Source organism: Extensimonas soli (assembly GCF_029211265.1).
In the GTDB taxonomy this organism is placed as follows: Bacteria; Pseudomonadota; Gammaproteobacteria; order Burkholderiales; family Burkholderiaceae_C; genus Extensimonas; species Extensimonas soli.
The window spans coordinates 71,846-77,924 of record NZ_JARGEL010000003.1; the positions used below are offsets into that span (position 1 = coordinate 71,846).

Genomic DNA, 6,079 nt, shown 5'->3' on the forward strand with positions numbered 1-6,079 from the left:
GCATGCCGTCAAGCTGCTCATGATCGACAACTACGACAGCTTCACCTACAACCTCGTGCAGTATTTCGGCGAGCTCGGCGCGCAGGTGCAGGTGCTGCGCAACGACGAAGTCACGCTCCAGGAACTCGACGCGCTGTTCCAGTCCGGCCGCTTCGAGCGCCTGTGCATCAGCCCCGGCCCATGCTCGCCCGCCGAAGCCGGTGTTTCGGTGCCCGCGATCCGGCACTTTGCCGGCAAGCTGCCGATTCTGGGCGTGTGCCTGGGCCACCAGGCCATAGGCGCGGCCTTCGGCGGGCGCATCGTGCGCGCGCGCACGCTCATGCACGGCAAGACCAGCCCCATCACCACCACGCAGCAAGGCGTGTTTGCGGGCCTGCCGCGCCAGTTCACCGTGAACCGCTACCACTCGCTCGCCATCGAGCGCGCGAGTTGCCCACCCGAGCTGCACATCACCGCCACCAGCGACGACGACGGCGAAATCCAGGGCGTACGCCACACTGGCTTTGCCGACGCCGTGCGCATCGAGGGCGTGCAATTCCACCCCGAAAGCATCCTGACCGAGCATGGGCACGCGATGCTGGCGAACTTTTTGCGCTGAGCGCGAGCACCTTGCAAACAGGATGCTTCCGATGCCTGACGCCCACCACCTCCTGCTCTTTCTCGCCGCCGGCCTGGTGCTCAACCTGACGCCGGGGCCGGATGTGATGTTCATCGTCGCCAACGCGGTGCGCGCCGGGGTGCGCGCGGGCGTGGCGGCGGCGCTGGGGATTGCGGCGGGGTGCCTGGTGCATGTGGCGGCGGCGGCGCTGGGCGTGTCGGCCCTGCTCGCGGCCAGCTCGACGGCGTTTGCGCTGCTCAAATGGGCGGGCGCGGTGTATCTGGTATGGGTGGGCGTGCAGATGCTGCGCGCGGCCTGGCGTGCGGGTGGGGCGCAGGATACTTCCAAATCGATAGCTGCTAGCGAAGATGGAACAAAGGCTAGCGGCGTTTTTGATGCCAAAAACCCGGCCGTCGAAAGTGCCGCGTCGGCCACGCCCGCTCCACCTGTCGCGCTCGCCACCGTGCTGCGCCGCGGCTTTCTGACCAACGTGCTCAACCCCAAGGTGGCGCTGTTCTTCCTGGCTTTCGTGCCGCAGTTCATCGCGCCGGGCACGGCGCACACGGGCGCGGTGTTCTTGCTGCTCGGCCTGCTGTTTACCGTCAACGGCCTGCTCGTGTGCCTGGGCTGGGCCTGGGTGGCGGCCTGGGCGTCGCGGCGTGCGGGCGCCTTGCAGCGCGCGCTGCGCTGGCTCGACGGCGTGGCCGGCGGCCTGTTCATCGTGTTTGGCGTCAAGCTCGCGCTCACGCAGGCGCCGGGGGCGCGCTGATTTTTCTGGTTTTCTGAGGAGACATTGCCCATGCCCATCACCCCGCAGGAAGCGCTGGCGCGCACCATCGAGCACCGCGAGATTTTTCACGACGAGATGCTGCACCTGATGCGCCTGATCATGAACGGCGAGATTTCGCCGCTGATGGTCGCCGCCATCATCACCGGCCTGCGCGTGAAAAAGGAGACGATAGGCGAGATCACCGCCGCCGCGCAGGTGATGCGCGAGCTCTCGACCAAGGTGCAGGTGGCCGACGCGACGCAGCTCGTCGACGTGGTGGGCACGGGCGGCGACGGCGCGCACACCTTCAACATCAGCACCTGCAGCATGTTAGTGGCCGCCGCCGCGGGCGCCAAGGTGGCCAAGCACGGCGGGCGCAGCGTGTCGAGCAAATCGGGCAGCGCCGATGTGATGGAGGCGCTGGGCGTGAACATCCACCTCGCGCCCGCGCAGATCGCGCGCTGCGTGGCCGAGACGGGCGTGGGCTTCATGTTCGCGCCCAACCACCACCCGGCGATGAAAAACGTCGCGCCCGTGCGCAAGGAAATGGGCGTCAAAACCATCTTCAACATCCTCGGGCCGCTCACCAACCCCGCAGGCGCGCCCAACATCCTCATGGGTGTGTTCCACCCCGACCTCGTGGGCATCTTGGTGCGCGTGCTGCAGCGCCTGGGCGCCGCGCACGCCATCGTGGTGCATGGCCGCGACGGCATGGACGAAATCAGCCTGGGCGCGGCCACCATGGTGGGCGAACTCAAGGATGGTGAAATCCGCGAATACGAGGTGCACCCCGAGGACTTCGGCCTTGCGATGCAGAGCAACCGCAGCCTCAAGGTAAACACGCCCGAAGAATCGCTCGCCATGCTGCGCGGCGTGCTCGAGGGCCGGCCCGGCGCCGCCAAGGACATCGTGCTGCTCAACGCCGGCGCCACGCTCTACGCCGCCGGCGTGGTGCCCGACATCGCCACCGGCATCGCCCGCGCGCGCAGCGCCATCGATTCCGGCGCCGCACAGGCCAAGCTCGAACAGGTGGTGGCGTTTAGCCGGGCGGCGGGCTGATATATACTGAAATAGCTATCGCATTTCAGGAGGTTGCCATGCCACACACTGCCAAGATTTTCACCACGGGCCGCAGCCAGGCCGTGCGCTTGCCGCAGGAGTACCGCTTCAATGAAAAAGAAGTGTTCATCCGGCGCGATCCGAACACGGGCGACGTGATCCTGTCGCGGCGACCGGATTCGTGGCAGGGCTTTCTGGACTTGCTCGCCACGACCGAGGTGCCCGCAGACTTTCTGAGCGAGGCCGATCGCCAGCAGGGCGAGCACGCGCGCGACCCGTTTGCCGACGAAATGGCGCATTGATGCTCTGGCTGCTCGATACCAACATCGCCAGCCACGCCATCCGCGGCGATGCGGATGTGCTGCAGCGGCTCACCGCCTTGCCACTGCACAGCGTCAAGATGTCTGCCGTCACGCAGGCCGAGTTGCTGTATGGCGTGGCCAAGCGCGGCCATCCGGCAAAGCTCGCCGCGCTCGTGCATGCCTTCATCCAGCGCGTAGAGCCGCTGCCCTGGACGCCACAGGTGGCTGCCTGCTACGGCGGTTTGCGCGCTGCTTGCGAAGCGCAAGGTACGCCGCTGGCCCCGCTGGACATGATGATCGCGGCCCATGCGCTGGCCTTGGGGCAGACCGCGCCCGTGACTTTGGTGACGCGCGACGGCGCTTTTGCCCGTGTGCCCGCCGCGCAAGGGCTGGTGGTGGCTTCGTGGCGCTGATCCCCCTCTGGCACGACGAAGGCCTGTGGATCGCCCTGGGCGTGACGCTGGTCAGCATCGTGGCGGCGCTCGTGATGCGCCATGTTTTCATCAAAATCCTCACAAAGCCCGCACCAGATCAGCGCAAGGAGCTATCAGATAATGAGTAACATCCTCGACAAAATCGTCGCCGTCAAGCGCGAAGAAGTCGCCGCCGGGCGCAGGAAGATGCCGCTTGCGGCCATGCGTGCCGACGCCGAGAGCCGCATGCTCACGCGCGACTTCGTGGGCGCGCTGCGTGCCAAGATCGCCGCGGGCCAGGCCGCGGTGATTGCCGAAGTCAAAAAAGCCAGCCCGAGCAAGGGCGTGCTGCGCGCCGACTTCATCCCTGCCGACATCGCGCAAAGCTATGCCGTGGGCAACACCGACCGCGGCGGCAAGGTCAGCGCGGCCTGCCTCTCGGTGTTGACCGACAAGCAGTTTTTCCAGGGCAGCATCGATTACCTCAAGCAGGCGCGCGCCAGTTGCGAGTTGCCCGTGCTGCGCAAGGACTTCCTCATCGACGCCTGGCAGGTTTATGAGGCGCGCGCGATCGGCGCCGACGCGATCCTGCTCATCGCCGCCTGCCTCGATGACGCGCAGATGGCCGAGTTCGAGGCCATCGCGCAAAGCCTGGGCATGGCCGTGCTGGTGGAGGTGCACGACCAGCCAGAGCTAGAGCGCGCGCTGCGCCTGCAAACGCCGCTGATCGGCGTCAACAACCGCAACCTGCGTACTTTCGAGGTGTCGCTCGAAACCACGTTGGGGCTTTTGCCAGCGCTGCCCCCCGAGCGCCTGCTCGTGACCGAAAGCGGCATCGCCACGCGCGCTGACGTAGAGCGCCTGCGCGCCGCGGGCGTGCACGCCTTCCTCGTGGGCGAGGCCTTCATGCGCGCCGCCGAACCCGGCGAGGCGCTCGCGGAGCTGTTTGCCTGACCATCTTCGTAAGTATCAAATAGAGAGCTGCTTACGAAGGCGCAGCAAGCGCAAAAGCCCATTTTGGCCATAAAACCATGAACTTGGCACCGCCAGCGCCCCCCCAGTTGCAAAGCGCCAGCCCCGCCGACTGGCCCGTGGCGCCGGGCTGGCGGCCCCTCGTGGATGCGTTTTTTGCGAGCCCCACGGGGCAGAACCTGCTGCGCTTTTTGCAGGCGCGGCTGGACACCGGCGCAACCATCTTCCCGCCGCAGCCGCTGCGCGCGCTCGAGCTCACGCCGCCCGAGGCGGTGCGCGTGGTGATCCTCGGACAAGACCCATACCACGGGCGCGGCCAGGCCGAGGGGCTGGCGTTTTCGGTGGCGCCGGGCGTGCCGCTGCCGCCCTCGCTGCGCAACATCTTTCGCGAGCTGCAGCGCGACCTCGGTGTGCCGCCGCCGCCCTTTCCGCAGCCCGGCGGCAGCCTGGCCCAGTGGGCGCGCCACGGCGTGCTGCTGCTCAACGCCTGCCTCACGGTCGAAGAAGGCCAGCCCGCGAGCCACGCCGGCAAGGGCTGGGAGCAGCTCACCGACGCCGTCATCCACCATGTCGCGCAGGGGTCGCGGCCCATGGTGTTCATGCTCTGGGGCGCGCACGCGCAAAACAAGCGCGCACTGATCGGCAACGACCCGCGCCACCTCGTGCTCACGGCAAACCACCCCTCGCCACTGTCCGCCGAACGCCCGCCGCAGCCCTTCATCGGCTGCGGACACTTCGGCAAGGCGCGCGAGTTTCGGCTGCGGCAGCAGGGGGAGTGAAAACAAGAGCAAGAGGCGCTATGCCCGCAAGCCATTCACTGTACAGCCAAGTTACGCGAAGCGGCCAATGCGCACATGGCGATGCTCCAGCAAAACCCCGAGCGCGTGATGAGCTACTTCCATGTTCAGGGTGCGATTCAAACTGATGTGTCCCGATAGAGGGTAAGCCAGCAACGCCAGGAGGGCAGCGTGATGAGACCAGACGAGATCAGCGATGAGGAGATGGTGCGAGGGCTTCGTGAGCATCCGCAGATCCGCCAGCGAGTGGCATCGCTGCTAAGTGCAGTGCAAGACGCACACGGGGACTTGAAGCGCGCCGACGCGGCAGAGCAGCGCCTGAGCGAAGAGCTTCGCCGCCTGGGCCAGGAGGCGATGCAAGGCTGGGCTGAGCGCCAGGTTCGCCTCACCGAGCAAGAACTGCGCCGGGGAGGGCGGGTGCACCGCGAGGGTAAAAAAACTCCTGTGGCACACCACCTTCGGCGACATCAGCGTGATGGAGCCGCAGTACCGCCACGCCACCAAGCGGCTGCGCCCCTTTGCGCGCAGCGCCGGGGTTCGGGCCAGGGGCTGCTCGCGCCTGCTGCAGCGAGTGGTGACGGATTTTGCGGCCGACCTGCCCTTTGCCAAGGCGATGGACAAGCTCGTCGAACACTATGGCATCGTCCTGGGCGAGAGCACCATCCGCCACATCACGCTGCACCACGCCCAGGCGATCCACCGCGTCAGCGGCGGTGCTGCGCAAGGCCTGCCCGAAGCTGTGGCGCCCGCACAGACCTTCATCGTCCAGACCGACGGCACCATGGTGCCCACCGTGCGCAGCGGCAGCGGGCCGGGTGATCGACGCAAAGGCAAGAGCGTGCAGTGGCAAGAAGCCAGGGTCAGCCTGGCCCATGCGCGCGCGCTGGTGCATGAATCGTCCTGATCAGGGCTAAAGATCCTTCGAAGAGGCCGTTCGGAGGGCTGCTGCCGATGTCGCGTAAGCCACTGCGGCAGACGGTCTGCGGTGCTAATCATCGCCCTTCGCCGCAAGCTGCAGAAAAATCTTTCGTCACAGTTCATGTATCCCTCGTTTTTCGTTATAGAATAGCGGGCTCAGCTGCTGAACGCCAGAGTCTTAAGGGGTGAAGGGATAGGCAGGCTGATCCGGCGAAGCTGGGAGGGTGGCGAGGGTCTGTTTGGTGTTGCGC

At 66.6% G+C, this 6,079-nt stretch carries 9 protein-coding genes; all 9 read left to right on the forward strand.

Annotated elements, in window-relative coordinates:
- Nucleotides 1–19: 19 nt before the first annotated feature.
- The 9 genes from PYV55_RS00315 (at nt 20) to PYV55_RS00355 (ending at nt 5,814) form a co-directional block, all read left to right on the forward strand.
- Nucleotides 20–598 (forward strand): anthranilate synthase component II, encoded by a 579-nt coding sequence (locus PYV55_RS00315; protein ID WP_275848191.1) that lies wholly within the window; start codon nt 20–22, stop codon nt 596–598.
- A gap of 31 nt (nt 599–629) precedes the next feature.
- A complete protein-coding gene (locus PYV55_RS00320) occupies nt 630–1,367 on the forward strand; it encodes a LysE family translocator (RefSeq protein ID WP_275848171.1) in 738 nt (245 codons plus the stop codon).
- Between the two features lie 30 nt (nt 1,368–1,397).
- Nucleotides 1,398–2,426 (forward strand): anthranilate phosphoribosyltransferase, encoded by a 1,029-nt coding sequence (gene trpD, locus PYV55_RS00325; protein ID WP_275848173.1) that lies wholly within the window; start codon nt 1,398–1,400, stop codon nt 2,424–2,426.
- Between the two features lie 38 nt (nt 2,427–2,464).
- Nucleotides 2,465–2,728: an antitoxin gene (locus PYV55_RS00330; protein WP_275848175.1), complete on the forward strand. Its 264-nt coding sequence runs from the start codon at nt 2,465–2,467 to the stop codon at nt 2,726–2,728.
- Complete coding sequence (locus PYV55_RS00335) at nt 2,728–3,141, forward strand: type II toxin-antitoxin system VapC family toxin (RefSeq protein WP_275848177.1); 414 nt, start codon at nt 2,728–2,730, stop codon at nt 3,139–3,141. The genes PYV55_RS00330 and PYV55_RS00335 overlap by 1 nt, the downstream gene beginning before the upstream one ends.
- Complete coding sequence (locus PYV55_RS00340) at nt 3,132–3,290, forward strand: hypothetical protein (protein ID WP_275848179.1); 159 nt, start codon at nt 3,132–3,134, stop codon at nt 3,288–3,290. Before PYV55_RS00335 ends, PYV55_RS00340 begins: the two co-directional genes overlap by 10 nt.
- Nucleotides 3,283–4,095, forward strand: a complete 813-nt coding sequence (gene trpC / locus PYV55_RS00345; RefSeq protein ID WP_275848181.1) for an indole-3-glycerol phosphate synthase TrpC — start codon at nt 3,283–3,285, stop codon at nt 4,093–4,095. Before PYV55_RS00340 ends, trpC begins: the two co-directional genes overlap by 8 nt.
- A gap of 77 nt (nt 4,096–4,172) precedes the next feature.
- Complete coding sequence (locus PYV55_RS00350) at nt 4,173–4,892, forward strand: uracil-DNA glycosylase (protein WP_275848183.1); 720 nt, start codon at nt 4,173–4,175, stop codon at nt 4,890–4,892.
- 493 nt (nt 4,893–5,385) lie between these two features.
- Nucleotides 5,386–5,814: a hypothetical protein gene (locus PYV55_RS00355; protein ID WP_275848185.1), complete on the forward strand. Its 429-nt coding sequence runs from the start codon at nt 5,386–5,388 to the stop codon at nt 5,812–5,814.
- The last annotated feature ends 265 nt before the right edge of the window (nt 5,815–6,079 follow it).